Consider the following 25,539-nt stretch of genomic DNA (forward strand, 5'->3'; position numbering starts at 1 on the left):
GGCGGCCCGACCCGGTCGGCCTATAGTGGCTGGCTGAGGCCACGGGGCCGTGCGTGCCCACCCAACGCTTGTCTGAGGAGTGATGCCATGTGGACTGCCCGTTTGAACCGTGTCTGCCGTTGGTTTCTCGCGGTTTGCAGCACGTGGCTGGTGTTTCTGTTGCCTGCGGGTGCCCAGGACCTGTTGGCCGACATGGGCAGCGGGCCGCCGTCGGGCCGCTATGCATTTGCCAGTTCGACACCGAAAACCCTGGCAGATCTGCTCAAGGGTCCGGGGCAGGGAGACGCGGTGAACGCGGTGGGCCACCTGTTCCTGCCGCCTGGCGATGCTGCGGCGGGCAAGGTCGGTGCGGTGATCCTGATTCATGGCTCCGGGGGGATTTACGACGCCATGCTGGACTTCTGGCCCAAGCAGTTCAATGCGGCAGGCTTCGCGGTACTGGCGGTGGATTCGTTTGGACCGCGCGGTGTCAAGAGCACGGCGGACGACCAGTCGCAGGTGCCATTTTCGGCAGACACCGCCGACGCCTTTGCCGCCTTGCGGCTGTTCGCGACCCACCCTCGCATCGACCCCAAGCGCATCGCCATCATGGGCTTCTCGCGCGGAGGCATCACCACCTGGCGCACTGCGGTCGAGCGCGTCATCGCTTCGCAGAAGCTGCCCGATGGCCTGCGCTTCGCGGCGCATGTGCCGGTGTATTCGGGTGGCTGCTCAGGCCTCTTCCGTTTTGTCGTCAAACCCGGGGTGTTTTCTACCGCAGCGCCCATGCTGTGGGTGCATGGTGATGCCGATGACTACACGCCGATCGGGGCTTGTCGGGACTTTTCTCAGCGCATCGCCCAGGCTGGAACACCGGTGGAATTCGTCGCCATCGCGGGCGCCCAACACAAGTTCGATATGGACGACACGCGGCGCTTTCCCATGCGTGGCGCTTTGCGCACCCTGGAGAGTTGTCCGGTTGAGCTGGACGTCGACACGATGTTGGCATACGACCGCAACAACGGCCAGCGCCTGACAGGAGAGGCGCTTCAAACCACCCTGAAGCAGGCCTGCAGCGCGGTAGGCGCCTCGGTGCAGGGGGATCGCGCGGCGCGCGACAAGGCCGCGCAGACGGTGCTCGCTTTCCTGGGAAGGGCGCTGGCACCGCGCTGACATCTGTGGCCCTGGATGTGAGGGAACGGGGCGCGACACAATAACGCCCATGTCAGAAACGCACACCGAACAATTGCTCAGCGAAGTCGCGGCCCTGCCGGGCCTGCCCGGCGTCTACCGCTACTTCGACGCCCAGGGCCAACTGCTCTACGTGGGCAAGGCGCGCAACCTAAAGAAGCGTGTCAGCAGCTATTTTCAAAAGCGTCACGACGGCACGCGCATCGGCCACATGATCAGCAAGATCGTGCGCATGGAGACCACGGTGGTGCGCTCCGAGGCCGAGGCGCTGCTGCTGGAAAACAACCTGATCAAAACGTTGAACCCCAAGTTCAACATCCTGTTTCGCGACGACAAGAGCTACCCCTACCTCAAGATCACCGGCACGCGAGAAACCTTTCGCACCGCCGGACCGCGCCCGGTGCCTTCGCTGGCGTTTCCGCGCATGGCTTACTACCGCGGCGTGGTGGACCGACGCCACAGCTATTACGGCCCATACCCCAGCGCCTGGGCGGTGAAGGAAACCATCACCCTGCTGCAAAAGGTGTTCCGCCTGCGCACCTGCGAAGACACGGTGTTCGCCAACCGCACGCGGCCCTGCCTGCTGTACCAGATCAAACGCTGTACCGGGCCTTGCGTGGACCTGATCGACAGCGAAGCCTATGCACAGGACGTGGCCGACGCCGAGCGCTTTCTGCGCGGCGAAACCCAGGCGGTGCTCGACACGCTGGAGGCGCGGATGATGGCGCACGCCGAGAAGCTCGAATTCGAGCAGGCTGCCGAGATCCGCAACCAGATGAGCGCGCTCTCCCGCGTGTTGCACCAGCAGGCGATGGACAACGTGTCCGACAAGGACGTGGACGTGCTCGCGGTCAAGGTGCAGGGCGGTCGCGCCTGCGTGAACCTGGCCATGATCCGCGGCGGTCGCCACCTGGGCGACCGGCCGTATTTTCCGGCGCACGTGGAGGACGCGACGCAGATCGAGAGCCTGCTGGCCGAGGACGGCGCGGCGAGCGGCGACCCGGTTGAGCGCGTGGCGGTGCAGGTGCTCGAAGCCTTCATCGCACAACACTACCTGGGCACGGCCATGCCGCACACCCTGGTGACCAGCCATCCGGTGGGCAAACCGCTGCTGGACGCGCTGACCGAACAGATTGGCGCCAAGGTCAATGCCGTGCACCAGCCGCGCGAGCACCGCCGCATCTGGCTGGAGATGGCGCAGAAAAACGCCGACATCGCGCTCGCCCGGCTGCTGTCGGAAGAGGGTTCGCAGCAGGCCCGCACCCGCGCGCTGGCCGAGGCGCTGGGCCTGCCCGACGACAGCCTCGACGAGCTGCGCATCGAGTGCTTCGACATCTCGCACACGGCGGGCGAATCCACTCAGGCGTCCTGCGTGGTGTTCGAGGCGCACAAGATGCAGAACGCGCAGTACCGTCGCTACAACATCGATGGCATCACCGGCGGCGACGACTACGCCGCGATGCGCCAGGTGCTGCTGCGCCGCTACGGCAAGATCGCCGAGGCCTTGCGCGCAGAGACCGAGGAAGCCGCCACGCCCGCAGAGCCGACCGACGCTTCAGAACCGGCCGCAGAAGGCAGCACCGACGCCACCTCGGGTCTGCCGACCGGCCCGCGCATGCCCGACCTGGTGCTGGTGGACGGCGGCAAGGGCCAGGTCAGCATGGCGCGCGAGGTGTTCCAGCAACTCGGGTTGGACCTGTCGCTGATCGTCGGCGTGGAAAAGGGCGAGGGCCGCAAGGTGGGCCTGGAAGAGCTGGTGTTCGCCGACGGCCGCGAGAAGGTCTACCTGGGCCACGACTCGGCCGCGCTGATGTTGGTGGCGCAGATCCGTGACGAGGCGCACCGCTTTGCCATCACCGGCATGCGCGCCCAGCGCGCCAAGGTGCGCACGGGCGGCAGCAAGCTCGAAGACATACCAGGTGTCGGTCCCAAGAAGCGGGCGCGTCTGCTGCAACGCTTTGGCGGCGTGCGCGGCGTGGCATCGGCCAGTGTGGAAGATCTCTGCACGGTGGACGGCATCTCGACCGAACTGGCCGACGCCATCTACCGAGCGCTGCATTGAACCCCCACGCTCCGCCGCTGCGTGGGTCGCTGCCCTCCGAGGGGGCTGATCCGGCTTGGGGTGGCCCGGCGCCGAATCGCCTTGTTGGTCTCGGAATGGTGCGCTGCTCCCCCATAATCCCCCCATGTTTTTCAACCTTCCCACCCTGCTGACCTGGGCGCGCATCGTCGCCATCCCGCTGATCATTGGGGTGTTCTATCTGGAAGGCATGAGCGCCAAAGAGCAGAACCTGATCGCCACCGTGCTGTTCGTGGTGTTTGCCGCCACCGACTGGGCCGACGGCTACCTCGCCCGCAAACTCAACCAGACCTCGGCCTTTGGTGCCTTTCTTGATCCGGTGGCGGACAAGTTTCTCGTCTGTGCCAGCCTGCTGGTGCTGGTGCACCTGGAGCGGGCCGACGTGTTCGTGGCGCTGATCATCATCGGGCGCGAGATCGCGATCTCGTCGCTGCGCGAGTGGATGGCCATCATCGGTGCGACCAAGAGCGTGGCCGTCCACATGGTCGGCAAACTCAAGACGGCCGTGCAAATGACAGCGATTCCCTTTCTGTTGTTCAACGGCAAGCTGCTCGGTGTGATCGACACCCACCTCTGGGGCACCTGGCTGATCTGGATCTCGGCGGTGCTCACCGTCTGGTCCATGGTGTATTACCTGCAGAAGGCGCTGCCCGAGATTCGCGCCCGCTCCCGCTGATGACGCCGGCGCCCAGAGACAACGCGTGGCTGCGCGCCATGCCCTGGGTTTTTGTGCTGATCTGGAGCACGGGCTTCATCGTCGCCCGCTACGGCATGCCGCACGGGCCGCCCATGACGTTCCTGGCGGTGCGCTACGCGCTGTCCATCCTCTGTTTCCTGCCCTGGATCGTGGTCGCCGGTGTCAAGTGGCCCTCTGATCGGCGTCAGGCGATGCACCTGGCTGTGGCCGGTGTGCTGATGCACGCGGGCTATCTCGGCGGCGTGTGGGCGGCGGTCAAAGCGGGTATGGGCTCGGGGTTGTCGTCGCTGGTCGTCGGCATCCAGCCCGTGCTCACCGCGATCTGGCTCACCAGCGTGGGCGGGCAACACGTGTCGCGCCGACAGTGGCTGGGTCTGCTGCTTGGTTTCGCTGGGCTGGTGCTGGTGGTGTCGCGCAAGTTTGGCGCGGGTGGCCCGGGCGATCAGGCCAACTGGATCAACCTGTCGTTCGCCGTGATGGCGCTGTTGGCCATCACCGCCGGCACGCTCTACCAAAAGCGGTTTGTGATGCCCTGCGACGTGCGCAGTGCCAACACCGTGCAGTTGGCCGCCGCGCTTCTGGTCACGCTGCCGCTGGCCCTGATGGAATCCGAGTCCATGCGTTGGAGCCTGTCCGACGGCGCGCTCAACGCCGAGCTGTTGGGCGCCATGGCCTGGTCGGTGCTGGGGCTCACGCTGGGTGGCAGCTCGTTGCTCTACATGCTGATCCAGCGCGGCGCGGCGGCCTCGGTCACCAGCCTGATGTACCTCGTGCCGCCGTGCACCGCGCTGATCGCCTGGCTGTTGTTTGCCGAGCCGATCACGGTGGTCACCATCGCCGGCACCGCGCTCACCGCTTTCGGCGTGAGCCTGGTGGTGCGGCCGGCGCGCTGAGCCTGCGCCACGGTTCGTCTTTGAACCGATCAGCCAAAAAGTCCACCAGCAAGCGGATGCGGCGCGGCACCTGCGCCCGGTAGGGCGCGAGCCAGTGGATGTCGGCGTCGGGCATCGCGTAAGCGGGCAGCACCCGCATCAGGTCACCACTGGCCAGCAGCGGTGCGATGTCCCACAGGCTGCGCAGCATGATGCCGTGGCCGGCCAGACACCAGTCGCGCACCATCTCGCCCGAGTTGCTGGATAGTGGCCCGCGCACAGGCGTGTGCTGCACCGTGGTGTCGTCGCGGTGTTGCAGCCGCCAGTGATCAAAGCGCTGGCCCGGCCCACCGCCGTTCTCGCGCACCACCAGGCAGGCGTGGGCCGCCAAATCGGTCAGTGATCGCGGCTCGCCATGGGCTTGCAGGTACGCCGGTGCCGCCACCAGCACCCGCTGGTTGGGCGCCAGCCGGCGCGAGACCCATTCGCTGGCACGTTGGATCGGGGCGTTCCAGAGCCAGATGGCGCCATCGAATCCATCCACCGCCAGATCCGGCAACTGCTCGGTCAGCAGCAGCTGGATGTCCACCGCCGGATGCCGCGCCTGGAAATCTGCCAGCGCCGGCCCCAGCCACAAACGACCGAAGCCGAAGGTTGCGGCGAGGCGGATCGGGCCGGCCGCTTCGGCCCGGCGCTCGCGCAACTCGCTTTCCAACGCTTCAAATCCCAGCAGCAGTTCGGTTGCGCGTTGGCACACCGCTTCGCCTTCAGCCGTGGGGCTGACGCGTCGGGTGGTGCGCTGAAACAGCCGCAGGCCCAATTGAGCCTCCATGGCCGCCAGCCGCTTGGTGGCGGCAGGTGCGGCCATGCCCAGCGACCGTGCGGCGGCGGCCAGGGTGCCATGTTGTCGGATGGCCTGCACCAGTTCCAAGTCGGGTCGGTCCAATTGTTTCTTCCTTGGAAGTAATGGATTGCTCCATTATTGTTCATTACCGGTATAAGCTGGCGCCTTCCCCACAGGAGAGCACATGTATCAGACACCTCACCGCATCGCGGTCATCGCCGGCGACGGCATCGGCACCGAAGTCATGCCCGAGGGCATTCGCGTCCTCGAAGTCGCGGCTTCGAAGTTCAACATCCCGCTGCAGTTCGACCACTTCGACTTCTCCAGCTGTGAGTATTTCGAGAAGCACGGCCAGATGCTGCCCGACGACTGGAAGGAACAGATCGGCGGCCACGACGCCATCTACTTTGGCGCCGTGGGCTGGCCCGACAAGGTGCCCGACCATGTGTCGCTCTGGGGCTCGCTCCTGATGTTCCGTCGTGAGTTTGACCAGTACGTCAACATCCGCCCCGCCAAGCTCATGCCGGGCGTGACCGCGCCGGTGGTGCGCCGCGACGGCAGCCCGCGCCAGCCCGGTGAGATCGACATGGTGATCGTGCGCGAGAACACCGAGGGCGAATACAGCAGCATCGGCGGACGCATGTACGCGGGCACCGAGCGCGAGATTGTGGTGCAGGAAACGGTGATGTCGCGCATCGGTGTGGACCGTGTGCTGCGCTACGCGTTCGAGGTGGCGCGCTCGCGGCCCAAGAAGCACCTGACCAGCGCGACCAAGAGCAACGGCATTGCGATCACCATGCCCTATTGGGACGAGCGCGTGGCCGAAATGGCGAAACAGTACCCGGACGTGACGGTGGACAAGTTCCACATCGACATCCTCACAGCGCACTTTGTGCAGCGCCCCGACTTCTTCGATGTGGTGGTGGGTAGTAACCTGTTTGGCGACATCCTGTCCGACCTGGGGCCCGCGTGCACCGGCACCATCGGCATCGCGCCCAGCGCCAACCTCAATCCAGACCGCAAACACCCGTCGCTGTTCGAGCCGGTGCATGGCTCGGCACCCGACATTGCAGGCAAAGGGATCGCCAACCCGATTGGTCAGATCTGGTGCGGCGCGATGATGCTCGATCACCTGGGCCACCGCGACGCGCACGACGCGGTGATGCGGTCGATTGAATCCACACTGCAAACCGGCAGTGGCGCCCCGCGCACGCGCGATCTGGGTGGCACCGCCAGCACGTCCGACGTCGGCCGTGCGATTGCCGACGCCTTGCGCGGCTGAGCCTCCTGAGAAGGTTTGCCGGGCACGGTTTGAATCACGTCCGCGAAGCGGGGTCGGTGTGAAATCCGCATAGAATCTCGCGGTTCTGGCCACCGTTGGGCAAAGCTGCGACCGCCGTATTGACAGGGGTGCAGCCCGGTGGGTCTAATGAAGATGCGCATGTATGGCGGTGAACGCCGACCGATGCGTCTCACGATCCAACCAGAACCATCAGGCTTTTCAACCGGGATGCGAGCATCCTGAGGTTGGAGGCTTGTTTGAACGGACTTTTCACCATTTAAAGAGGGGCTATTTGTGAACAAAACAGAACTCGTCGAGCACATCGCCAAGCATGCCGACATTTCCAAGGCAGCCGCCACCCGCGCGCTCGATTCGACCATCACCGCCATTCGCACCACGCTCAAAAAGGGCGGCACCGTGTCGCTGGTGGGTTTTGGTTCTTTTGCCGTGACCAAGCGACCGGCTCGCAAAGGTCGCAACCCCCGCACCGGCGAAGAGATTAAAATCAAGGCCGCCAAGGTGCCGAAGTTCCGTCCGGGCAAGGCGTTGAAAGATGCGCTGAACTGAAGCGTGTTTGAAGTTTCCGGTGGGGTGCTTAGCTCAGTCGGTAGAGCGGCGCCCTTACAAGGCGTAGGTCGGCGGTTCGACCCCGTCAGCACCCACCACCATCAAGAAGGCGAACTCGGGTTCGCCTTTTTTGTTGTCGACATTCCGGTGTCGGCGTTCGTTTGATTTGCAGGATTCCAGGCATGTTCGATTCCATCCGCAATCACAAGAAGTACCTCATGGGCTTCCTGCTGATCTTGATCATCCCGTCCTTTGTGCTGTTCGGCATTCAGGGTTTCACTGACGGCAACCAGAGCGGCGAAACGGTGGCCACCGTGGACGGGCAGGACATCAGCAAGGCGGAATGGGATCAGGCCCACAAGGTCGAGTCTCAGCGGTTGCGCGAATCCATGCCCAACATCGACGCCAAGCTGCTCGACAGCGACGGCGCCCGCTACGCCTCGCTGGAACGTCTGGTTCGCGACCGCGTGCTGGCGGTGGCGGCCCAGAAAGACCACCTCTACACGAGCGACCAGCGCCTGGCGCGGGCGCTGCAGGAGAACCCGAGCATTGCGGCGCTGCGCAAGCCCGATGGGTCACTGGATGTGGAGGGTTACCGGCAACTGGTTGCTCGTCAGGGGCTGACGCCTGAGGGTTTCGAGGCCCGCGTGCGCTCCGATCTGTCGGTGCGACAGGTCACGGGCGGCGTGCAGTCCACCGGCTTCGCGCCCCCGGCGCTGGCCCAGGTGTCCCTCAATGCGTTTTTCGAACGTCGTGAAGTGCGGGTGTTGCGCTTGGCTGCAGACGACTTTGCATCCAAGGTCGCGCCAGCGGATGCAGAGATCGAGCAGTTCTACAAAGACAACCAGGCGATGTTCCAGGCACCGGAGTTGATCGACGTCGAATACCTGGTGTTGGATGCGGCCGGACTGGCGAAGAGCGTCACACTCAACGAAGATGCCCTGCGGACCTATTACAAGGAAAACATTGCGCTGCTGTCGGGCGACGAAGAGCGCCGCGCGAGCCATATTCTGTTGAACGCACCGAAGAGCGCACCGGTTGCCGAGCGAGAGAAGATCCGGGCCAAGGCGCAGGCCCTGCTGGAACAGCTGCGCAAGGCGCCCGCGACCTTCGCTGATGTGGCCAAGGTGGAATCTCAAGACCCCGGATCCGCCACCAAGGGCGGCGACCTGGAGTTCTTTGGTCGTGGCGCGATGGTCAAGCCCTTCGAAGACGTGGTGTTCTCCATGGCCAAAGGCGCGATCTCCGATGTGGTCGAGACCGACTTCGGTTTTCACATCATCCAGCTCACCGACGTCAAGGCACCCCAACAGCGCAGCTTTGAAGAGATGCGGCCTCAGATCGAAGCCGACCTGAAAAAGCAGCAAGGGCAGAAGCTGTTCTCTGAAAACGCCGACAAGTTCGGGAACCTCGTCTACGAGCAGGCCGAGAGCCTCAAGCCGGCGGCCGACAGCCTCAAGCTGGAACTGCGCACCGCCAAGGGCCTGACGCGCCAGCCAGTGCAGGGCAGCGGTGTGCTGTCCAACGAACGTTTGCTGGCTGCGCTGTTCTCGCCTGAGTCGGTGCAAAACAAGCGCAACACCGAAGCCATCGAGACCGCCTCTGGCCAACTCACGGCGGCCCGTGTCGTTCAGCACACGCCCGCCCGCACGCTGCCCTTGGCCGAGGTTCGCGACACCGTGCGTGCTCGCCTCGTGGCCCAGCGTGCTGCGCAGCTCGCGAAAGAGGAAGGTGTGAAGAAGCTGGCGGCCTTGCGCTCGGGCGCTGACGCCACGACCTTGCCGGCGTCTGTGGTGGTGAGCCGCGACAACCCGCAGGGTCTGGCCGCACCCGTGCTCAAGGCGGCGCTGAGTGCCGATGCCAAACAACTGCCCGCCTGGGCCGGCGTGGACTTGGGCCAACAAGGCTACGCGATCGTGAAAGTGGAGAAGTTGCTGCCCCGCGCCGCGCCCGCCGCCCAAAACCAGGAGGTGCAGCAGTACGCCCAATGGTGGACCGCAGCGGAGACCCAGGCCCACTTCGAGCTGATCAAGGAACGCTTCAAGGTCAAGATTTTGGTGCCTGAGCCCCAGCCCTGAATCAGATCTGGTTGGGAGGCCGAAAGCTTCGCGCTATAATGCGAGACTTGCGGTGGCTGTAGCTCAGTTGGTAGAGTCCAGGATTGTGATTCCTGTTGTCGTGGGTTCGAGCCCCATCAGCCACCCCATAAAGATTAAGCACTTAGCCCGGTTTTCACCGGGCTTTGTCGTTTCTGATCGCGCGCTATCCGTTGACCATCACGAGCTTGCCCTTGACCGAGCGTGAACCCATGATGGCGTAGGCTTTGGGCAGCTCTCTCATGGGCAGGGTCTGGTCGATCACGGGCTTGATCTGCCCTTTCATGTACATGCTGGCGAGGGTCTGCATCATCTGGGCGTTGGCCTGCGGCTCGCGTTTGGCAAAGTCCCCCCAGAACACCCCCACGATGCTCGCACCCTTGAGCAACGCCAGGTTCAGCGGCAGGCTGGGAATGGGCCCGCTGGCAAAGCCCACAACCAGGTAGCGGCCTCGCCAGGCGATGGAGCGGAAGGCCGGCTCGGCGAAGTCACCACCCACCGGGTCGTAGATCACGTCCGGGCCCTTGCCGTCGGTCAGCCGCTTGATTTCATCGCGCAACGTGGTCTGTGGCGTGTGCAGGCTGTAGTTGATGACCTCGTCAGCGCCCAGCTGTCTGCACAGGGCGCACTTGTCCTCGCTGGAGGCGGCGGCGATCACGCGCGCACCCGCCGCCTTGGCGAGCTGGATGGCGGCCGTGCCCACGCCACCGGCTGCGCCCAGGACCAGCACCGTTTCGCCGGCCTTGAGCGCGGCGCGGTCCATCAGGGCGTGCCACGAGGTGGCGTAGATCATGATGAAGGCGGCCGCGTCGACCGGCGGAAACCCCGGGGGTAGCGGCATGCACAGCGCGGCCGGGGCCAGCGTGTGGGTGCCGAAACCACCGGTGCCGCTCAGGCAAGCCACGCTCTGGCCCACCTGCAGTTGCTTCACGCCCTCGCCCACGGCACGTACCACGCCCGCGTATTCTGAACCGGGCACGAAAGGCAGTGGCGGCTTCATCTGGTACTTGTTCTGCACGATGAGCAGATCAGGGAAATTCAGGCTGGCCGCCTGAATTTCCAGCAGCACCTGCCCCGGGCCGGGTGTGGGCGTGGGCAGTTCTTTCCACGCCAAGGCTTCCACGCCGACGGGGTTTTCACAAAGCCAAGCATGCATGCGTTTGTCTCCAGTTGGTGCTTTTCAGAGAGGTGATGATAGGCACGCACTGGCCCGTTGGGTGGGTCGCCAAGTGAGGTTTTGTCCCTCGCGCGACCCGAGCGGACGAGAGGTGAGCACCAGGCAGGGCGCCTAGAATCCCTCTCATGAAAATCCTCATCTCCAACGACGACGGCTTCCAGGCGCCGGGCATTGTGGCCCTCTACGAAGCCCTGAAGGGTCTGGCCGAGGTGGAGGTGGTGGCACCCGAACACAACAACAGCGCAAAGTCCAACGCGCTGACGCTGCATTCGCCGCTGTACGTGCACACGGCCGCCAACGGGTTTCGCTACGTGAATGGCACCCCGGCCGATTGCGTGCACATCGCGCTCACCGGTTTGCTCGGCTACCGACCCGACCTCGTGGTCTCGGGCATCAACAACGGCGCCAACATGGGCGATGACACCATTTACTCCGGCACCGTGGGGGCGGCCATGGAGGGCTACCTCTTCGGCATCCCGGCCATCGCGTTTTCGCAGACCGAACGCGGCTGGACGTACCTGGACGTGGCCGCGCAGAAGGCGGCCGAACTGGTGCAGCAGGTCATGCCCTCGCTGCCCGACGCGGCACACCGCAGCGCGCCATGGTTGCTGAACGTGAACATTCCATGCCGGCCCGCCAGCGAAATCAAGGGCTTCAAAGTGGCCCGCCTCGGGCGCCGCCACGCGGCCGAGCAGGTGATCACCCAGACCAGTCCGCGTGGCGAAACCATGTACTGGATCGGCAGCGCCGGCCCGGCCAAGGACGATGCCGAGGGCACCGATTTCCATGCGACCGCCCAGGGCTTCGCCAGCATCACGCCGCTCAAGGTCGACCTGACGGACCACGACACGCTGCCGTACTGGGCGCCCACGGCTGCGGCCATGAGCGGAGGCGCCCGTTGAAGCGCCCAGCGCAGTCCTCCGGCAAACCGCCCGCCAGCGCGGCGGCCCCCCGGCCGCGCCCGGCGTTTCCGGCGCGCTTGGACACGGCGCCGACGCCGGCGGTTTACAAACCTGGGACCTCGGCGGCGCTGCGACCCGTGGCCGCTGCGGTGCCTACGCCGGTCGCCAAACGTGTGGTGACGCCGATTGGGCACGGCGCACCGGCGAGCGTGGGCATGGATTCGGTCGCCGTGCGGACCGCGATGGTGCGCAAGCTGCAAGGGCAGGGCATCGTGCACGCGGGTGTGCTGGCGGCGATGCAGGCCGTGGAGCGGCACCGGTTTGTGGACACTGCGTTGGCCAACCAGGCATATGAAGACACGAGCCTGCCCATCGGCTTGGGGCAGACCATCTCCAAGCCGAGCGTGGTGGCGCGCATGCTGGAGCTCTTGTGTCAGGGGCGCGAAGAGAAGCTGGGCCGTGTGCTCGACATCGGCACCGGTTGCGGCTACCAGGCAGCGGTGTTGAGCCACTTGGCGCGGGAGGTCTACAGCATGGAGCGGCTGCGGAGCCTGAACGACAAAGCCCGCGACAACCTCCGGGCTTTCCGCGTGGCGAACCTGCACCTGTTGTTTGGCGACGGCATGCTGGGTTATGCCCAGGGTGCGCCGTACGCTGGCATCGTGGCCGCCGCCGGCGGGAATGATGTGCCGCAAGCCTGGATCGACCAGTTGGCGGTGGGTGGCCGGTTGGTGGCCCCCGCCGTGACCACCCATGGGCAACAGCACCTCGTGGTGATCGACAAGACCGCGCAGGGTTTGGTTCGCTCGGTGCTGGAGCCGGTGTTGTTCGTGCCTCTAAAATCGGGCATTGCGTGAAACCCCTTGACCGCTTGCGGCAGCGGGTTTTGGACAGCCGGCACCCGGGATCAGCCCGGGCCCGACATTCAGGTGGGAACCAGTGATGAACAAGCAGATTTTGAAGATGGTGCCCGACAGTGCAGGACGATCGCGTTGGCGCGGCGTGGCCCTTTGGGCATTGATGGGCGGGCTCCTGGTCACGGCGGGGTGCTCTTCGCGCCAGCTGAACCAGCCCGCACCGGTCGAAGACCGCACCCGTGCCGGTGCCGAAATCAAGCCCTTGCCAGGCGCCGAGAACGCGGGCAAACCAGGTTACTACACCGTGCGACCGGGTGACACCCTGTACCGGATCGCGCTGGAAGCGGGTCAGGCGCCGCGCGATGTGCAGGCCTGGAACAACCTCTCGAATCCCAACCTGATCGAAGTCGGTCAGGTGCTGCGCGTGGCGCCGCAGATTGGCACCACTGGGGCGTCCGGTTCTGCGGCCGTGACCACCGCTCCCGTGACCACACCCGGCGTGGTCGCGCGGCCGCTCAACCCGCCCGCTGCGGGCGCCACCACGCCGTTGCCTGGAACGGGGGCGAGCCCCGCTGCCCCAGTCCCGGCACCGGCCCCTGAGCCATCGGCGGGCGCTGACGAAGTCAGCTTCGTCTGGCCGGCGCAAGGTACGGTCGTATCTGGCTTCGACGAGAGCAAGAACAAAGGCGTTTCGATCGCGGGCAAGGTCGGCGACCCCGTGCTGGCCGCTGCGGACGGCCGTGTGGTGTATGCAGGGGCCGGCCTACGTGGCTACGGCAACCTGATCATCCTCAAACACAACAACACCTACCTCACCGCCTATGCCCACAACCAGGCGCTGCTCGTCCGCGAAGACCAGACGGTCAAGCAGGGGCAGCGCATCGCCGAAATGGGCAGCAGCGACTCGGACCGCGTGAAGCTGCACTTTGAGGTGCGGCGCCAGGGCAAGCCGGTCGATCCGCTGGCCCACTTGCCAAAGCGCTGATCAGGCCCAGCGCATGGCCTGGCCCGTCCTCGTTTTCGACATTGAGTCCATTCCCGACATCGAAGGGCTTCGGGCCCTTCGCGGGGCACCCGCCGACAGCTCCGACGAACAGGTATATGCGGCCTGGCTGGCCGAGCGCAAGGAAAAAGGGCAGAGCGATTTCACGCCGCTGCACCTGCAGCGCATCCTGGTCATCAGCGTGGTGTTCCGCAACGCCGAAGGCCTTCGGATTCACTCCTTTGTGGACCGGGACGGCGCCAGCGAAGGCAAGGTGGTTCAAACCTTCTTCAACAGCATTGAAAAGCACCAGCCGCAGCTGGTGAGCTGGAACGGCAGCGGGTTCGATCTGCCGGTGCTGCACTACCGCGGGCTGCGCCACGGCGTGGAGGCCAGCAAGTACTGGGACATGGGTGAGGACGACCGCGAGTACAAGTGGAACAACTACATCAGCCGCTACCACATGCGCCATCTCGACCTGATGGACCTGCTGGCGATGTACAGCCCCAAAAACAACGCACCGTTGGACGCCATGGCCAAGCTCTGCGGCTTCCCCGGCAAGCTGGGCATGGACGGCTCGCAGGTGTACGCGCAGTACCTGGCTGGGCAGACCGACGACATCCGCCGCTACTGCGAGACCGACGTGATGAACACGTACTTGGTGTATTGCCGTTTCCAGAAGATGCGCGGCGGCCTGACCGAGGCCGAGTACGAACAGGAAATCGCCTACGTGAAAGAGACGCTGGGCAATCTGGCGCCGACAGAGAGTCACTGGGACGAGTACCTCAAGGCCTGGGTCTGACATCTTCAGCGCGCCGGCCTGAGACAATCGGGGCATGACATCGCTCCTAGCCCACGACAACAGCCTTCTGACCAACGCGCGCGACGACGCGCCCCACGCACCCCATGCTGCTTTGCCTGACGGCTGGCTGGCGGTGGAATCCCTCGACATCGATGCACAGGGCATCGCCCGCCGCCCAGACGGCAAGGTCGTCTTCATCGACGGAGCGTTGCCTTTTGAGACGGTCAGCGTCAACGTGCATCGCAAGAAAAACAACTGGGAGGCCGGTGTGGTCACGGCGATCCACCGTGAGTCTTCGCAACGCGTGCGACCCGGTTGCCCGAACTTCGGGCTGCACGAAGGCTCCTGCGGTGGCTGCAAGATGCAGCACCTTCACGAGGCGGCGCAGGTGGCGGTCAAGCAGCGCGTGCTGGAGGACAACCTCTGGCACCTGGGCAAGGTCAAGGCCGAGATGCTGCTGCGCCCCATCGAGGGGCCGGCCTGGGGCTACCGGTACCGGGCACGCCTCTCGGTGCGCCATGTGCACAAGAAGGGCGTGGTGCTGATCGGTTTCCACGAGCGCAAGAGCCGCTACGTGGCCGACATGAAGGTCTGCCATGTGCTGCCGCCGCACGTGAACGCAATGTTGATGCCGCTGCGCGACCTGATCTTCGGCATGGATGCACGCGAGACCTGTCCGCAGATTGAACTCGCCTGTGGCGACGAGGTGACCGCGCTGGTGCTGCGCCACCTGGAGCCGCTGTCGGACGGGGACCAGGCCCGTTTACGTGCTTTTGCCGCCCAGCACGGCGTGCAGTGGTGGCTCCAGTCCAAGGGGCCCGATACGGTGAAACTGCTCGACGCCGATGTGCCTCAGCTGTCCTACAGCTTGCCCGAGTTCGGCATCACCATGCCGTTCAAACCGACCGACTTCACCCAGGTCAATCCACACATCAACCGGGTGCTGGTCTCGCGTGCGCTGCGCCTGCTGGACGCACAGAAGAACGAGCGCGTGATCGACTGGTTCTGTGGCCTGGGCAACTTCACCCTGCCCATCGCCACGACGGCCCGCGAGGTGCTGGGCATTGAGGGCAGCGAAACGCTGGTGGCACGCTCGCGCGAGAACCTGGGGCTCAACCAGCGGGGCAGGGCACAGCCCCTGGCACCCACGCAATTCGCTGCGCGCAACCTGTTCGAGATGACGCCAGAGCTGCTGGTGGGCGATGGTGTGGCCGACAAGTGGCTGGTGGACCCGCCGCGCGAAGGGGCGTTTGCGTTGGCCAAGACCCTGGCCGACCTGCACCTGCAACCCGAACTGCGCGGCAGCTGGACGCCTCCCAAACGAATCGTCTATGTCAGCTGCAACCCGGCCACGCTCGCGCGCGATGCGGGCTTGCTGGTGCACCAGGCCGGTTACCGGTGCACGACGGCGGGGGTGGTGAACATGTTCCCGCACACCGCGCACGTGGAGAGCATGGCGGTGTTCGAGCTCGATACCGGCCGGTGAGGCCGGTGCGTTCGGTCAGGATTTGTGGGGCTTGCCGGATCCGGCTTCAGGGGCGGCGGTCTCATCGCTCGTTTCCGCCTCTTCCGGCTTGATTTCGGAGGGCATGCCGACGATCTGGTTGTCGCGCATGTACTGGTCCATGTCTTTCCAGCCGGCGAACACCGCGGCCTTGCCCGCTTTGGGGTTGCTGCTGAAGCAATCTTCGATGCTGCGAATCGCGTGGCGGCAGGCGCTGCCGATGGCCATGCCTTCGGCTTCTTTCCGGGCCGCAATCTGTGGGGCGGTTTCGATGCCCAGCACATCACAGCCGGCCAACAGGCTGGCTGCAGCGCAGAGGCAGAGGGTGAGGGCTGGATGTCGCATGGTGTTTCAACGGGGTTTGCCTTTCTTTTCGGCGCCACGGCCCGGAACTTGATGGCCGATTCACCGAGGGGCAGTGCCACGCGTGTGCAGGCATGAAAAAAGGGACCCGAAGGTCCCTTTTCTTGAGGAGAGCGGAATCAGTCGCGCTCGCCGCCAAAGATGCCGAGCAGGGCCAGCAGGCTCTGGAAGATGTTGAACAGGTCCAGGTACACGGCCAGCGTGGCGGAGATGTAGTTGGTTTCACCGCCGTCGATGATGTTCTTCAGGTCGTACAGCAGGTAGGCGCTGAACACCAGGATCGCCATGGTGGCGATGACGGCCATGCCGATGGTGCTGCCCACGAAGACATTGATGATGGCGCCGATCATGATCGCCATCGCGCCGACGAACAGCCATTTGCTCATGCCCGAGAGGTCGCGCTTGATCACGGCGGAGAGGTTGGCCATGATGAAGAACACACCCGCCGTGCCGCCGAAGGCGGTCATGATCAGGTTGGAGCCGTTGCTGAAGCCCAGCACCGCGGCCAGCATGCGCGACAGCATCAGTCCCATGAAGAAGGTGAAGGCCAGCAGCACCGGCACACCGGCCGCCGAGTTCTTGGTCTTTTCGATGGCGAACATGAAGCCAAAGGCGCCGCCCAGGAAAACGACCAGGCCAAGGAAGCCGGTCAGTCCGGCGGTGATGCCCGTGGCCACACCCACCCAGGCGCCCAGCACGGTGGGCAGCATGGAGAGCGCGAGCAGCCCGTAGGTGTTGCGCAGCACCTTGTTGCGTTGCAGCGCCGTGTTGCTGGCGGTGTCGCCGAAGCGGCCGGAAGGTTGCAGGTGGTCGTTCATTGAGTTTTCTCCATGTGGTCGGTGTGACCCTTGGCGCATTGTAGGCGGCTTGGAATTTGCTTGCGGAGGGAAAACCGGGTCAAGGTGAGGGCTGTTGTGACCCGTGTGGGTGCAATCCATCGGGTATGGTTGCGTTCCCGTTGCGGTGCCACCGTGCTCGCGCTTCTCATTGGGAACCGATCCCTCTCTCTTTCTGGACAAGTTCATGAAAACCAAAGCCGTTCTCGACCTGGCCGACGTCAAACTCATCGCCGCCGCTGCCGAGGCAGAAGCACTCAAGAATAACTGGGCAGTGACCATTGCCATTGTGGACGACGGTGGTCATCTGTTGTGGCTGCAACGCATGGACGGCGTTGCGGCCATCTCGTCGCACATCGCGCCGGCCAAGGCGCACACCGCCGCCCTAGGTCGCCGTGAGAGCAAGGTCTACGAGGACGTGATCAACCAGGGGCGCATGTCGTTTTTAAGCGCCCCAGCGATCCACGGCATGCTGGAGGGTGGCGTGCCCATCGTCAAGGACGGCCAGTGCATCGGTGCGGTGGGCGTGAGCGGCGTCAAATCGAGTGAAGACGCCCAGATCGCCAAAGCGGGCATCGCGGCCATCGGGTTGTAAAAAGTGACTGGCTACCAGGACCTTCGGTCCCTTGGCTGGCCAAAAAACGACGCTCGGGGAGATTGCATTTCCCCGGGTCGCCCCACGATGAAGTTGATGTGATCCTTATTTGGTGAGGATGAGCTTGCCCTGGCGTGTGGTCTGCAGGCGGTAGAGGGCGCCGTTGTGGGTGATGCCCACCGCCTTTTGGCCACGCATCACTTCATGGCTGGTGAGCAGGACGGGCGACGGGGTTTCGCTCTCGGCTGGCCCCTCAACGGTTTGACGCGGGTCTGACGCGGGCACAGGCTCCTTGGGTGCAGCGTTGATCATCTGTTGATCCTCCTGGGCCGGTTCCACACAACCGGATTCACGGCGCCACCGGTTCGGTGATGAAGCCAATCTTGCGCACGCCAGCGCGCTGCGCGGCGGCCATGGCCAGCGCCACGCGCTCGTAGCGCACGGCCTTGTCGCCGCGAATGTGCAGCTCCGGTTGTGGCTCCTGGGCGGCAGCGCTGGCCAGCCGTTGCTCGAAGTCAGCGTCTTCCACCCGCACTTCGTTCCAGAAATAGGCGCCGTCGGCGTCCACCGACAGCCGAACGTTCTGCGGCTTGTCTAACACCTTTTCATTGCTGGCGCGGGGCAGGTCGATGTTGACCGCGTGCTTGATGACCGGCACGGTGATGATGAAGATGATGAGCAGCACCAGCATAACGTCGATGAACGGGATCATGTTGATCTCGCTGAGCATCTGGTCGCTGTCGTCCTGGGTTCCGATGGCCATGGTGATGTCCTAAAAGGTTCAGGCCTTCTTCATCGGCAGCACCTTCGCATCACCGCCCACGGTGACGCGGGCACCGGTCACGAAGTAGGCGTGCAGGTCGTTGCCGAAGCGGTTGAGGCGGTGGGTGATGCCCTTGTTGCCGCGCACCAGGGCGTTGTAGCCCAGCACGGCGGGGATGGCGACCAGCAGGCCCATAGCGGTCATGATCAGTGCCTCGCCGATGGGCCCGGCCACCTGGTCGATGCTCACCTGGCCGGCAGCGCCGATGCTCAGCAGTGCGTGGTAGATGCCCCAGACGGTGCCGAACAGGCCCACGAAAGGCGCGGTGGATGCGATGGATGCGAGCACCGTGAGGCCACTCTGGGCGCGGGCGGTGAAATCATCCAGGCTGTTCCGCAGCGAACGCTCGACCCAGTCGCTCATGTCCAGGCTGTCGTGCAGCTGCGGGCGGGCCTGACCGTCCTTGTGCAGGATGTGGCGGGTGGCCTCGCGGCCTTCGAGCGCCAGGGCACGGAAAGGGTTGCCATCGTCTTTGCCGAGCTTGTCGATGCCTTCGGCGAAGTCGGCGCTGTGCCAGAAGCCATCGCACGCCTTGGCCTGCTGCCGCTGGGCGCGCTGGTCGAGGGCCTTCCACAGGACGATGATCCAGGTGGCGAGGGACATCGCAAGGAGGACGATAGCGACGGTGCGGGTGACGAAGTCGCCCTGGGTCCAGACGTGGGCGATGCCAGAGGATGCGATTTGGGGATTCATAGGTAACGGTGACGGAAAATTGAAGGCTTACTCGGTGAGTTCGAAATTCAGACTGACGACAACCCAGCTGCGAACTGGGACCCCGTCTGTTGTCCCCGGCACAAATCGCCAGTGATTCTTCACTGTGATCAATGCGGCCTGATCAAGTCGGTTGTAGCCGCTTGACTTGGAAAGCAGCACCTGTGAGGGGTGTCCGTCGGTTTCGATCAAAGCTCTGAGCTCCACTTTGCCTGTTTCCCCGAGGCGGTGTGACAGCGGTGGATAGGTGGGTCGGGGGTTGTTCAGATGCGCTGCATCGCTCGAAGGCAAAACGACCTTGGGCGGAGCCGGTGGCGCAGGTTCTGCGACCACCACCGGTGCGAGCATGGGTGGTGCCGGTGGCTGGGGTTCGGTGGTGCCGGCGGGTGCCGTGGCAGACGGCGCTGGGTCGGCAATGGCCATCGGCTGCGGGGCCTGCTTGAGCACAGGTTTGACGGGCGTGACCTGTTTCTGGACAGGTTTGGGCTCTGGTTGCGGCGGTGCCGGCGTCACCTGCGGCTGCGGAGCTTCTATGAATTCGGCCAACACCTCCACCGGTACCACGAGTTCGACCGCCCGGCGCAGCAGGCCGGTTTGCAGGGCCCACAGGCCCAGGACGTGAAAGCCGACCACGGCGATCACGATGAACAGGCGGCGGTCCATGCGGGGTGTCGGGGGTGAAGCTTCTGAGGCTCCGGTGAGGGGGAGCGCAAGGCTGGCGCTGGCGGAGGTCATAGTGTAGGTCGATGGATGCCAGGGGCATTAGGCGCGGAAGACCCACCAGACGGCGGCGAGGATCAGGACCAAGCTTCCGCCAAGGATGAACACGCTGCTGGTCATGGAGGCGTCCTTTGGATCGGTGGATGAAAGCATGCTGAAAGTATAAATGAGAATTGATCTCATTCAATTCAAAGGCCGAAAAATCGCTGAGATCTGGTGGAGGTCAGTGATCTTCAGCCGGCCGGCCCAGTGACGTGGCGGCCTCGGCCAGGGTCTGGCAACCGCAGAGCGCCATCGCGATCTCCAGCTCGTCGCGCAACAGTCGGATGATGTGGGCCACCCCGGTGGCGCCTGCGTTGGCCAGCCCGTGAACGATGGGGCGGCCGACCAACACGGCCGCCGCGCCAAGCGCCATGGCCTTGAGCACATCGGTGCCGCGCCGGATGCCGCCGTCCACCAGCACCGGTACCTCGCCGCCGATGGTTTGCATGATGGCCGGCAGCAGCTCGGCGGTCGCAGGCATGGTGTCCAGCGTGCGCCCGCCGTGGTTGGAGACGATCAGCCCGTGCGCTCCGGCCTGCACGGCGAGGCGCGCGTCGGCCGGGTGGGTGATGCCCTTGAGCAGCAGCGGCAGGCGTGTGATGGAGCGCAGCCAGGCCACATCGTCCCAGGTGGGGGCGTGGGTGAGCAGGTCGTCGAACAAGGGGCTTTGACCGGGCTGCAGCGTCTGCGGCGCGGGCGGACGCAGGCCTTGAAGGTTGATCGCGGTGATCCCGGGCGGCAAGGCAAAACCGGCACGGCGCTCGCGGTCCCTTGCGCCATTCACCGGCGCGTCCACGGTGAGCACCAGCGCCTCGTAGCCGGCGGCTTCGGCGCGTTGCACCAGTTCCAGGGTGAAGGCGCGGTCGGGTTGCAGGTAGAGCTGGAACCACAGCGGTCCATGCGCTGCTTCGCTCAGCACGGTGCGGGCTACGTCTTCGAGTGGCGTGCTGGCCTGGGTGCTGAGCACGAAGCCGGCGCCGAGCACCGCCGCGGCCAAGGACGAGGCCATTTCGCCGTGCGGGTGCGCGAGGCGCTGGTAGGCCATCGGGGCGACGAGGATGGGGTGGGCCAGGGTGCGACCCAGCAGTTTCACCCGTGTGTGGCCGCCCGCGAGGGGGCGCAGCACGCGCGGGTGCAGGCGAAGGCGCTGCCAGGCTGCAACGTTTTCACGCAGCGTGATTTCGTCGGCCGCGCCACCGTTGAAATAGGCATCGGCCTCGGGACTCAGCGACGCGCGCGCCAGCGCTTCATGGTCGGCCAGACTGATGAGGCCTTCGGGCAGGGTGGTGCGAGGTGCAAGTGTGTGGGGGACATCGGGCCAGCCGCCGGGCCGCCCCAAGGCGGGCCCAGCCCCCTCGGGGGGCAACGACCCGCGCAGCGGTGGAGCGTGGGGGTCCTTCATACCTCTGCCCACATGCGCAGCAAGTTGTGGTACGTGCCTGTGAGCCCTGTGGTCTCGTCGGTTTCACCGTGTTGCTGGCGCAGGGCCAGGATGTTCATGTCGAGTTCGTGGAGCAGTCGGCGCTGTTCGTCGCTGCGCACCATGCTCTGAATCCACAAAAAACAGGCGACGCGGTGTCCGCGCGTGACCGGGGTCACCTGGTGCAGGCTGGTGCCGGGATAGAGCACGGCGTGACCGGCGGGCAGCTTGACGCCGCGCGTGCCGTAGGTGTCGCTCACGGTCAGTTCGCCGCCGTCGTATTCGCTGGGGTCATTCAGGAACACGGTGCATGACACGTCGGTGCGCACGTGTTCGGTGGTGCCGGCGTCAGTCTGCTTGAGCCGGATGGCGTTGTCGATGTGGTAACCGTAGGTGTTGGCCTCGCCGCTGTAGCGGTTGACGCGCGGTGTGAAGATGCGCAGCGGCAGGGCGGCGCTGAAGAACATCGGCGAACGGTTCAGGCCGTTCAGCACCGTCGCGCGGATGGCCTGTGCGGCCGGGCTGTCGTGCGACAACTGCTGGTTGTTCTTGACGGTGCGGGCCTGTGGGCCAGCGCTGTCGCGGCCGTCGGCCCACGGCGCCTCAGACAAGCATTGGCGGGCTTGGGCCAGATCGTCTGGCGAGAGGATGTCGGGCAGGGTGATCAGCATCGTGGGTGGATGGGGTGTGATGGTCACCCCTTTCAGGCAAAAAGCCGCCCCGGGCTCGGGGCGGCGTCTTTGTCGACTCTTCTGGGTGTGACGGGCGTCAGAACTTCAGGCTGGCGGTCACTTGCAGCGTGCGACCGGCACCGGGGATGTAGTGCCCTGGGTAGAGCTGGTCGGCGTAGAGCTTGTTGGTGATGTTGCTCAGGTTGGCCTTGAGCGTCAGGCGATCGAAGTCGAACTTGTATTCCGCCATCAGGTCACCCGTGACGTAGGACGGCACGTTCCACTCGACACGGGTGGGTTTCTGCTGGCTGCGGAAGTTCAAACCCGCGCCCACACGCAGCTTGGGGGTGAGCTGGTAGGTGGTCCACACCGTGCCGCTGTGCTCGGGCGTGAGCGAAGGACGGTCGCCCACACGTTCACCCGGCGTGCTCTGGGTGCAGGCACCCGTGGTAGGGCAGGGCGCCGCGTTGTCCACGCGGGCCACCGGGATCCACATGTAGGAGCCGAACACTTCCCACTGGGGCGTGAGGCGGCCGGAGATGTCGGTCTCGAAACCGGCCACGTGGCGCCGGCCGCTGAGTGTGATGACCGGCAGATCCGGGTCGGTGTTGCGCTCGTTGAGCTTGGTGGAGCGGAACACGGCCAGGCGCGTGGTGAAGCGCTTGTCGGCGGAATCGAGCTTGGCGCCGATCTCCATGTTGATGCTCTTCTCGGGCGGCGTGTTCACGTTGGACGCGCCCAGCGAATAGGCGTCGCCCGAGGTGTTGAACGAGGTGCCGGCCGAAGCGTGGAAGGAGTGCAGAGCCGTGGGCTGGAACAACACGCCCACGCGCTGGCTCATCTCTGAGACCTTCATGCGGTAGCTCTCGGCGGTCACCGGGCCGGGTGCGTCGTTGGGCAGGCCGAAGCTGTCGTAGTCGCCGGTCAGGTGGTCGTAGCGCAGGCCGCCCACCAGTTTCCACTGAGGCGCCACCTGCACCGTGTCCTGCACATAGGCGCCAACACCTTGTGCCACGTACTGGTTGTTGATGCGCAGCACGCGGGTGGATTCGTCGACCCAGGCGCCGTCGTTGGGCGTGCCAATCGTGGTGGTCGGCTTGGTGATGGTCACACCGCCTTGCGCGGCGGAGCGCGCCGCGTACACGGTGCGCTTTTCGCGCGACACCTCAGCACCGGCAATCAGCTCGTGCTTGAAACCCAGGCCTTCGAACTTGGTGTTGAAGTCGGTCTGGGCATGGACGTTGTCCATGTCCTGGATCTTCAGATGGTTGCCGCGGGTCAGCACCGTGCCAGAACCGTAGTTGGCCAGGCTGACGGCAGTGGGGCACTGCGGGTTGGTGACCACGCCGGTTTCGGCGTTGGTGTTCCGTGTGCAAAAGCGGATGGCGCCCGAACGTTGGTCGCGCTCGAACTGGCCGACGCGCACCTGCGTTTTGAGCTCGCTGTCGCGGCTGAAGCGGTGTGTGTGACCCAGTGTGGCGATGGTGCCGCCACTGTGGCTGTAGTCGCTGGCGGCGCCGTAGTAGGCGTCGGGCTTGAGCGGCAGCAGAACGCGGTTGCTCGCGCCAGGGGCGGGGGCGATGTAGGGAATGCCGTAGTTGACACCGTTGTCGTTGTCGAGGTGGTACAGGCTGGCGAGGAATTCGTCTTTTTCACCGATGCCGTTGCGGTAGGCGATGGCCGCACCCCGTTTGTCCAGGCTGGCGCCCGCGCCGTTGTTGTCGGCCTTCGTGGCCATGGCGTTCAGGCGCAGCGCAGCGCTCTCGCCGGTCTTGATGTTGAAGTCGCCGGTGGCACGCACGTACTTGTGGCTGCCCAGGGTCAGATCGACCTGGTGTTCGTCGATCAGGCGCGGCGTCTTGCTGACCTGGTTGACGGCGCCGCCGGTGGAGCCGCGGCCGAACAGCATCGAGGCCGAGCCGCGCAGCACTTCCATGCGGTCGAGGTTGAAGGTGTCGCGGTCGTAGATCGCGGGGTCGCGCATGCCGTCGATGAACAGGTCGCCGGTGGCCTGCAGCGCGAAGCCACGCAGGCGGATGTCTTCTTCGCCGCCTTCGGCCGCCAGGAAGGTGATGCCGGCGGTGTTCTTGAGGGCTTCCTTGAGGGTGTCGAGGTTGCGGTCATCGATCAACTTTTCGGTGACCACGGTCACCGATTGCGGGATGTCGCGCAGTTGCTGCTTGCCCTTGCCGATGGTGGTTTCGGTCGCCTGCAAGGCGTCTTTGCCTTCGGGCGCCATGGCCTGTTCGCGCACCACGACCGTGGGCAGCGTTTTCTCCGGTGGTGGGGTGGTCTGGGCGAGGGCGTTGAAGGAGCCTGCGAGCAGCATGGCACCCAGGGGGAGCATCACGCTCGGTGTGGCAGCAGAGGGTGCGGCTGCGCCGTTGCGCAGGGGTTTGTGGCGTTGAGACATGTCAGCATCGTCGATCGGGTTGTCGGCTGGCTTCAACGGGCTGCGCTGTGGCTGGCTGGAATCTTTATGCTATTGCAAACACGAACGATTCGCAATAAATTGACGCCAATGAAGCGGCATTTGTTGATTTGTGTAGCAACTGCCCAACATACTGTGCTGGCGGCGGACGCGGGCCGCTGGCGCGGACCCGTCCATGATCGGCATGCTGCACAGCAACAAAAGCTATCAGACTCATGAAGACTATCAATTCGAGTAATCGATAGTGCTGGTCTATGATTCATGCCATCGAGTTGCTTTCAGCTCCGATCACCGCCTCCCTCAACCCAACCCAAGGAAACACCATGTCCCTGATCAACACCCAAGTCCAACCCTTCAAGACCCAGGCCTTCCACAATGGCAAGTTCATCGAAGTCTCCGACGAAAGCCTGAAGGGCAAGTGGTCCGTCCTGATCTTCATGCCGGCCGCCTTCACCTTCAACTGCCCGACCGAAGTGGAAGACGCTGCCGACAACTACGCCGAGTTCCAGAAGGCCGGCGCCGAGGTCTACATCGTCACGACCGACACGCACTTCTCGCACAAGGTCTGGCACGAGACCAGCCCCGCCGTGGGCAAGGCCAAGTTCCCGCTGGTGGGTGACCCGACCCACACCCTGACCAACGCGTTTGGCGTGCACATCCCAGAAGAAGGCTTGGCGCTGCGCGGCACGTTTGTGATCAACCCCGACGGCATCATCAAGACCGCCGAGATCCACTCCAACGAAATCGCCCGCGACGTCAAGGAAACCCTGCGCAAGCTGAAGGCCGCCCAGTACACCGCCGCCAACCCAGGCCAGGTGTGCCCGGCCAAGTGGAACGAAGGCGCCAAGACGATTGCTCCTTCCTTGGAACTCGTCGGAAAAATCTAACCCCCCTGCGCCGCGCCTTGCGGCGCGTCTTCCCCCCAGGGGGACAACGCGAGCGGCCTGGCAAAGCCAGTTCCGCCGCGTTCTGGGTGAACTGCCTCGCGATCCTCCAAGGTGGCAGTTGTCTCCCTCTTTTGTTTGGCAGTACCGCTGCCTCATGGGCTTCCGTCACGAGCGGTGGCTCATGCACCAGCGGCATTGGTTCCGCACA

General features: G+C 64.8%; 25 protein-coding genes and 2 tRNA genes. 16 read left to right on the forward strand and 11 right to left on the reverse strand.

Going from position 1 to position 25,539, the window contains the following annotated elements; genetic code table 11:
• Positions 1 to 87 precede the first annotated feature (87 nt).
• The 4 genes from B0E41_RS06945 to B0E41_RS06960 all read left to right on the forward strand — a co-directional run bounded on the left by B0E41_RS06945 (position 88) and on the right by B0E41_RS06960 (position 4,840).
• On the forward strand, positions 88 to 1,152 hold the full coding sequence (locus tag B0E41_RS06945) for a dienelactone hydrolase family protein (RefSeq protein WP_171984693.1): 1,065 nt from the start codon (positions 88 to 90) through the stop codon (positions 1,150 to 1,152).
• A gap of 49 nt (positions 1,153 to 1,201) precedes the next feature.
• Positions 1,202 to 3,232, forward strand: coding sequence for an excinuclease ABC subunit UvrC (gene uvrC / locus B0E41_RS06950; RefSeq protein WP_077330304.1), 2,031 nt, complete (start codon positions 1,202 to 1,204; stop codon positions 3,230 to 3,232).
• Between the two features lie 124 nt (positions 3,233 to 3,356).
• The gene (gene pgsA, locus B0E41_RS06955; protein WP_077330306.1) at positions 3,357 to 3,926 is read left to right on the forward strand and encodes a CDP-diacylglycerol--glycerol-3-phosphate 3-phosphatidyltransferase; all 570 of its coding nucleotides are present in this window, start codon (positions 3,357 to 3,359) and stop codon (positions 3,924 to 3,926) included.
• Complete coding sequence (locus tag B0E41_RS06960; protein ID WP_077330308.1) at positions 3,926 to 4,840, forward strand: DMT family transporter; 915 nt, start codon at positions 3,926 to 3,928, stop codon at positions 4,838 to 4,840. Before pgsA ends, B0E41_RS06960 begins: the two co-directional genes overlap by 1 nt.
• On the opposite strand, the gene B0E41_RS06965 is transcribed toward B0E41_RS06960, so the two are convergent.
• Positions 4,797 to 5,765, reverse strand: coding sequence for a LysR family transcriptional regulator (locus tag B0E41_RS06965; RefSeq protein WP_077330310.1), 969 nt, complete (start codon positions 5,763 to 5,765; stop codon positions 4,797 to 4,799). The genes B0E41_RS06960 and B0E41_RS06965 overlap by 44 nt on opposite strands.
• Positions 5,766 to 5,847: 82 nt before the next feature.
• On the opposite strand from B0E41_RS06965, the gene B0E41_RS06970 reads away from it, so the two are divergent.
• From B0E41_RS06970 to B0E41_RS06990, 5 genes are all read left to right on the forward strand, one after another.
• A complete protein-coding gene (locus B0E41_RS06970; RefSeq protein ID WP_077330312.1) occupies positions 5,848 to 6,945 on the forward strand; it encodes a tartrate dehydrogenase in 1,098 nt (365 codons plus the stop codon).
• A gap of 294 nt (positions 6,946 to 7,239) precedes the next feature.
• Positions 7,240 to 7,512, forward strand: a complete 273-nt coding sequence (locus B0E41_RS06975) for an HU family DNA-binding protein (RefSeq protein ID WP_077330314.1) — start codon at positions 7,240 to 7,242, stop codon at positions 7,510 to 7,512.
• Between the two features lie 22 nt (positions 7,513 to 7,534).
• Positions 7,535 to 7,610: transfer RNA gene (locus B0E41_RS06980), tRNA-Val, on the forward strand.
• Between the two features lie 84 nt (positions 7,611 to 7,694).
• Entirely contained in the window at positions 7,695 to 9,590 is a 1,896-nt protein-coding gene (locus B0E41_RS06985) for a SurA N-terminal domain-containing protein (protein WP_077330316.1), read from the forward strand.
• A gap of 52 nt (positions 9,591 to 9,642) precedes the next feature.
• Positions 9,643 to 9,718 (forward strand) — tRNA-His (locus B0E41_RS06990).
• 56 nt (positions 9,719 to 9,774) lie between these two features.
• On the opposite strand, the gene B0E41_RS06995 is transcribed toward B0E41_RS06990, so the two are convergent.
• Positions 9,775 to 10,764, reverse strand: coding sequence for an NADPH:quinone oxidoreductase family protein (locus tag B0E41_RS06995; RefSeq protein WP_077330318.1), 990 nt, complete (start codon positions 10,762 to 10,764; stop codon positions 9,775 to 9,777).
• 146 nt (positions 10,765 to 10,910) lie between these two features.
• Here B0E41_RS06995 and surE point away from each other — a divergent pair, with 146 nt between their 5' ends.
• From surE to rlmD, 5 genes are all read left to right on the forward strand, one after another.
• Positions 10,911 to 11,687 (forward strand): 5'/3'-nucleotidase SurE, encoded by a 777-nt coding sequence (gene surE, locus B0E41_RS07000; protein ID WP_077330320.1) that lies wholly within the window; start codon positions 10,911 to 10,913, stop codon positions 11,685 to 11,687.
• Between the two features lie 215 nt (positions 11,688 to 11,902).
• Positions 11,903 to 12,544 (forward strand): protein-L-isoaspartate(D-aspartate) O-methyltransferase, encoded by a 642-nt coding sequence (locus tag B0E41_RS07005; RefSeq protein WP_077330397.1) that lies wholly within the window; start codon positions 11,903 to 11,905, stop codon positions 12,542 to 12,544.
• 163 nt (positions 12,545 to 12,707) lie between these two features.
• Positions 12,708 to 13,529: a peptidoglycan DD-metalloendopeptidase family protein gene (locus B0E41_RS07010; protein ID WP_253194670.1), complete on the forward strand. Its 822-nt coding sequence runs from the start codon at positions 12,708 to 12,710 to the stop codon at positions 13,527 to 13,529.
• A gap of 13 nt (positions 13,530 to 13,542) precedes the next feature.
• Entirely contained in the window at positions 13,543 to 14,328 is a 786-nt protein-coding gene (locus tag B0E41_RS07015; RefSeq protein WP_077330322.1) for a 3'-5' exonuclease, read from the forward strand.
• 34 nt (positions 14,329 to 14,362) lie between these two features.
• Positions 14,363 to 15,814 (forward strand): 23S rRNA (uracil(1939)-C(5))-methyltransferase RlmD, encoded by a 1,452-nt coding sequence (gene rlmD, locus B0E41_RS07020; protein ID WP_077330324.1) that lies wholly within the window; start codon positions 14,363 to 14,365, stop codon positions 15,812 to 15,814.
• Positions 15,815 to 15,829: 15 nt separating this feature from the next.
• Here rlmD and B0E41_RS07025 read toward each other — a convergent pair whose 3' ends face one another.
• Both B0E41_RS07025 and B0E41_RS07030 read right to left on the reverse strand, forming a co-directional pair.
• Entirely contained in the window at positions 15,830 to 16,177 is a 348-nt protein-coding gene (locus B0E41_RS07025; RefSeq protein WP_077330326.1) for a hypothetical protein, read from the reverse strand.
• 137 nt (positions 16,178 to 16,314) lie between these two features.
• Positions 16,315 to 17,013, reverse strand: a complete 699-nt coding sequence (locus tag B0E41_RS07030; protein ID WP_077330328.1) for a Bax inhibitor-1 family protein — start codon at positions 17,011 to 17,013, stop codon at positions 16,315 to 16,317.
• Positions 17,014 to 17,218: 205 nt separating this feature from the next.
• Here B0E41_RS07030 and B0E41_RS07035 point away from each other — a divergent pair, with 205 nt between their 5' ends.
• The gene (locus B0E41_RS07035; RefSeq protein ID WP_077330330.1) at positions 17,219 to 17,626 is read left to right on the forward strand and encodes a heme-binding protein; all 408 of its coding nucleotides are present in this window, start codon (positions 17,219 to 17,221) and stop codon (positions 17,624 to 17,626) included.
• A gap of 105 nt (positions 17,627 to 17,731) precedes the next feature.
• On the opposite strand, the gene B0E41_RS07040 is transcribed toward B0E41_RS07035, so the two are convergent.
• The 7 genes from B0E41_RS07040 to B0E41_RS07070 form a co-directional block, all read right to left on the reverse strand.
• Positions 17,732 to 17,938 (reverse strand): hemin uptake protein HemP, encoded by a 207-nt coding sequence (locus B0E41_RS07040; protein WP_077330332.1) that lies wholly within the window; start codon positions 17,936 to 17,938, stop codon positions 17,732 to 17,734.
• A 37-nt stretch (positions 17,939 to 17,975) separates the two neighbouring features.
• Positions 17,976 to 18,389, reverse strand: a complete 414-nt coding sequence (locus B0E41_RS07045; RefSeq protein WP_077330334.1) for a biopolymer transporter ExbD — start codon at positions 18,387 to 18,389, stop codon at positions 17,976 to 17,978.
• 18 nt (positions 18,390 to 18,407) lie between these two features.
• Positions 18,408 to 19,142: a MotA/TolQ/ExbB proton channel family protein gene (locus B0E41_RS07050; RefSeq protein WP_077330336.1), complete on the reverse strand. Its 735-nt coding sequence runs from the start codon at positions 19,140 to 19,142 to the stop codon at positions 18,408 to 18,410.
• Between the two features lie 27 nt (positions 19,143 to 19,169).
• Positions 19,170 to 19,823, reverse strand: coding sequence for an energy transducer TonB (locus tag B0E41_RS07055; RefSeq protein ID WP_077330338.1), 654 nt, complete (start codon positions 19,821 to 19,823; stop codon positions 19,170 to 19,172).
• Between the two features lie 280 nt (positions 19,824 to 20,103).
• Positions 20,104 to 21,324, reverse strand: coding sequence for an alpha-hydroxy acid oxidase (locus B0E41_RS07060; protein WP_077330340.1), 1,221 nt, complete (start codon positions 21,322 to 21,324; stop codon positions 20,104 to 20,106).
• Positions 21,321 to 22,013, reverse strand: a complete 693-nt coding sequence (locus tag B0E41_RS07065) for a Fe2+-dependent dioxygenase (protein ID WP_077330342.1) — start codon at positions 22,011 to 22,013, stop codon at positions 21,321 to 21,323. The genes B0E41_RS07060 and B0E41_RS07065 overlap by 4 nt, the downstream gene beginning before the upstream one ends.
• Before the next feature lie 97 nt (positions 22,014 to 22,110).
• Positions 22,111 to 24,426, reverse strand: a complete 2,316-nt coding sequence (locus tag B0E41_RS07070) for a TonB-dependent siderophore receptor (RefSeq protein WP_077330400.1) — start codon at positions 24,424 to 24,426, stop codon at positions 22,111 to 22,113.
• A gap of 341 nt (positions 24,427 to 24,767) precedes the next feature.
• Between B0E41_RS07070 and ahpC the strand changes: the two genes are divergently transcribed.
• Positions 24,768 to 25,331 carry an alkyl hydroperoxide reductase subunit C gene (gene ahpC / locus B0E41_RS07075; RefSeq protein ID WP_077330344.1) on the forward strand — a complete coding sequence of 188 codons (564 nt, stop codon included), beginning with the start codon at positions 24,768 to 24,770 and terminating at the stop codon, positions 25,329 to 25,331.
• The last annotated feature ends 208 nt before the right edge of the window (positions 25,332 to 25,539 follow it).

The sequence above is a fragment of the Hydrogenophaga sp. A37 genome (assembly GCF_002001205.1).
Classification (GTDB): domain Bacteria; phylum Pseudomonadota; class Gammaproteobacteria; order Burkholderiales; family Burkholderiaceae_C; genus Hydrogenophaga.

Bases quoted from the DNA above. Each gene is read 5' to 3' on its own strand.
- B0E41_RS07070 (WP_077330400.1), bottom strand. From the start codon at position 24,426: ATGTCTCAACGCCACAAACCCCTGCGCAACGGCGCAGCCGCACCCTCT.
- rlmD (WP_077330324.1), top strand. From the start codon at position 14,363: ATGACATCGCTCCTAGCCCACGACAACAGCCTTCTGACCAACGCGCGC.
- B0E41_RS07055 (WP_077330338.1), bottom strand. From the start codon at position 19,823: ATGGACCGCCGCCTGTTCATCGTGATCGCCGTGGTCGGCTTTCACGTC.
- B0E41_RS06995 (WP_077330318.1), bottom strand. From the start codon at position 10,764: ATGCATGCTTGGCTTTGTGAAAACCCCGTCGGCGTGGAAGCCTTGGCG.
- surE (WP_077330320.1), top strand. From the start codon at position 10,911: ATGAAAATCCTCATCTCCAACGACGACGGCTTCCAGGCGCCGGGCATT.
- B0E41_RS07025 (WP_077330326.1), bottom strand. From the start codon at position 16,177: ATGCGACATCCAGCCCTCACCCTCTGCCTCTGCGCTGCAGCCAGCCTG.
- B0E41_RS07050 (WP_077330336.1), bottom strand. From the start codon at position 19,142: ATGAATCCCCAAATCGCATCCTCTGGCATCGCCCACGTCTGGACCCAG.
- B0E41_RS06960 (WP_077330308.1), top strand. From the start codon at position 3,926: ATGACGCCGGCGCCCAGAGACAACGCGTGGCTGCGCGCCATGCCCTGG.
- B0E41_RS07045 (WP_077330334.1), bottom strand. From the start codon at position 18,389: ATGGCCATCGGAACCCAGGACGACAGCGACCAGATGCTCAGCGAGATC.
- B0E41_RS06945 (WP_171984693.1), top strand. From the start codon at position 88: ATGTGGACTGCCCGTTTGAACCGTGTCTGCCGTTGGTTTCTCGCGGTT.
- B0E41_RS06970 (WP_077330312.1), top strand. From the start codon at position 5,848: ATGTATCAGACACCTCACCGCATCGCGGTCATCGCCGGCGACGGCATC.
- uvrC (WP_077330304.1), top strand. From the start codon at position 1,202: ATGTCAGAAACGCACACCGAACAATTGCTCAGCGAAGTCGCGGCCCTG.
- B0E41_RS07035 (WP_077330330.1), top strand. From the start codon at position 17,219: ATGAAAACCAAAGCCGTTCTCGACCTGGCCGACGTCAAACTCATCGCC.
- B0E41_RS07010 (WP_253194670.1), top strand. From the start codon at position 12,708: ATGGGCGGGCTCCTGGTCACGGCGGGGTGCTCTTCGCGCCAGCTGAAC.
- B0E41_RS07005 (WP_077330397.1), top strand. From the start codon at position 11,903: ATGGATTCGGTCGCCGTGCGGACCGCGATGGTGCGCAAGCTGCAAGGG.
- B0E41_RS06985 (WP_077330316.1), top strand. From the start codon at position 7,695: ATGTTCGATTCCATCCGCAATCACAAGAAGTACCTCATGGGCTTCCTG.
- B0E41_RS07060 (WP_077330340.1), bottom strand. From the start codon at position 21,324: ATGAAGGACCCCCACGCTCCACCGCTGCGCGGGTCGTTGCCCCCCGAG.
- B0E41_RS07065 (WP_077330342.1), bottom strand. From the start codon at position 22,013: ATGCTGATCACCCTGCCCGACATCCTCTCGCCAGACGATCTGGCCCAA.
- B0E41_RS07030 (WP_077330328.1), bottom strand. From the start codon at position 17,013: ATGAACGACCACCTGCAACCTTCCGGCCGCTTCGGCGACACCGCCAGC.
- B0E41_RS07015 (WP_077330322.1), top strand. From the start codon at position 13,543: ATGGCCTGGCCCGTCCTCGTTTTCGACATTGAGTCCATTCCCGACATC.
- ahpC (WP_077330344.1), top strand. From the start codon at position 24,768: ATGTCCCTGATCAACACCCAAGTCCAACCCTTCAAGACCCAGGCCTTC.
- B0E41_RS07040 (WP_077330332.1), bottom strand. From the start codon at position 17,938: ATGATCAACGCTGCACCCAAGGAGCCTGTGCCCGCGTCAGACCCGCGT.
- pgsA (WP_077330306.1), top strand. From the start codon at position 3,357: ATGTTTTTCAACCTTCCCACCCTGCTGACCTGGGCGCGCATCGTCGCC.